General features: G+C 75.8%; 1 protein-coding gene and 1 pseudogene. One reads left to right on the plus strand and one right to left on the minus strand.

Features of this window, described 5'->3' with window-relative positions; translation table 11 throughout:
* Window positions 1-699 (plus strand): annotated as a pseudogene (locus tag ACTWQJ_RS50965) (tetratricopeptide repeat protein); the annotation flags it as partial.
* 66 nt (window positions 700-765) lie between these two features.
* On the opposite strand, the gene ACTWQJ_RS50970 reads toward ACTWQJ_RS50965, so the two are convergent.
* Window positions 766-1,917, minus strand: a 1,152-nt coding sequence (locus ACTWQJ_RS50970) for a DAK2 domain-containing protein (protein ID WP_443313130.1), incomplete at its 5' end; no start/stop codon positions are given.

Here is a 1,917-nt window from a genome sequence, read left to right on the forward strand (position 1 = left end):
GGGGAGCACCGCGCCTCCGCCGAGCGCCGACTGCAGGCCGCCGAGATCGCCCGGCACTGGCCCGAGCAGCAGGACCACGCGACCCTCGCCCACCTCGCCGCCGAGTCCCTCGGACAGGCGGGGCTGCCCGCCGAGGCGGACCGGGCGTACGCGCGCGCGGGCGACCTGTGGCGTTCCCTCGGCAACGTCCACGGTCTGGTCCGCTCGCTGCGCGCCCGCGCGTGGCTCGCCCTGCGCACGGAGGACGGCACGGACACGGCACGGGAGCTGATGACGCTCGCCCTCGGCGAGTGCGAGCGGGCGCTGGATGCCACGGCCGACGAGGACGCGCAGCAGCGGCTGACCGCCGAACTGGGCGACACGCACCGCCAGTTCGGCGATCTGCTGGCCCGCTCGTCCGCCGAGGACGCCGGGGACGGCTCGATCCAGGCCGCGTTCGCGGAGGCCCTGGCCCAAGTGGCGCAGGCCGTCACGGTGTTCGCCTCGCTCGGGGACGCCGCCGTGCACAGCCGTACCGGTGCCGAACTCGCCGCGGGCTGGCTGGCGGCCGACCTGGGCCGCAGCGCGGAGTCGGCCGCACGCGCGCGTGCCGTACTGGCCGCGTACGCGGATGCCGTCGACGAGACCGACGTCGCTCGGGCGCGGCGGGCGGAGGCCGAGCAGCTGCTGCGGGTGGTGGAGGAACAGGAGGATCGTTGAACGAAAGCCCACGGAGGCAGGGAGCGACGGGCCCTCCACCGATGAGCCCGACTCCACCGACGGGCCCTACTCCACCCCTATGAGCAGCAGCGCCCCCTGCCGCCCGCCCCGGTACACCACCGTGTCGACGGCAAGATACGCCTCCCTCACCCGGGCCTCCAGACGCTCGGCCACGGACTCGGGAACCTCGTCGCCGAGGACGAGGGTCACCAGTTCCCCGCCGGCCGCGAGCATCCGGTCGAGGACGGACTCGGCGGTGGCGGTGACGTCCGACCCGATCACGGCGACGTCCCCGTCGATGAGGCCGAGGACGTCACCGGCCTGGCAGATGCCGGCCATGGTCCAGGACTGGCGTTCCGCGACGACGACCTCGCCGTAGCGGGTCGAGCCCGCCGCCGACGTCATCGACACGACGTCCTCGTCGAAGCGGCGCTCCGGCTCGTGCACCGCGAGCGCCGCGATGCCCTGGACCGCGGAGCGCGTGGGGATGAGGGCCACCCGGATGCCCTCCGCACGGGCCTGCTCGGCCGCCGCGGCCGCGGTGTGGCGCAGCTCGGCGTCGTTGGGCAGCAGGACGACCTCGCGCGCGTGCGCCCGCCGTACGGCCTCGACGAGCTCCCCGCTCGCGGGCGGCTCCCCGGGGCGCGCGAGCACAGTCGTCGCGCCCGCCTCGGCGTACAGCCCGGCCAGGCCCTCGCCGGGTACGACGGCCACCACGGCTCGCTCGGCCCGCTCCCGGGTCGGCCGCTCCCCGCGAGAGGTGTGCACGTCGTCGGCCGCGAAGTGCGTGATCCGGATCCGGTACGGCCGCCCGGCCTCGACGCCCGCCTCCACGGCGGCGCCGGCGTCGTCCACGTGCACGTGGACGTTCCACAGCCCGTCCCCGCCCACGACCACGAGCGAGTCCCCGAGCGCGTCGAGCCGTTGCCGCAGCCGCGCCACGGATGTGTCGTCGGCCTCCAGGAGGTAGATCACCTCGTACGCGGGACCGCCCTCCGTCACCCCGTCCGCACACTCCGCCGCATCGTCGGCGACCGGTCCGCCCCGAGGTGCCTGCCATGTGTCGGACCCCACGCGCGCGTGCCGCACAGAAGCCGACACCGCCACCGTGCCCGGCGCCTCCCCCGTGAACGTCTCCACCAGCGCCGCCAGCACCGCCACCAGCCCGCGTCCTCCGGCGTCGACCACCCCGGCCCGCTCGAGGACGGCCAGCTGTCC

It is taken from the genome of Streptomyces sp. KR55 (genome assembly GCF_052245645.1).
GTDB lineage: Bacteria > Actinomycetota > Actinomycetes > Streptomycetales > Streptomycetaceae > Streptomyces > Streptomyces flavusporus.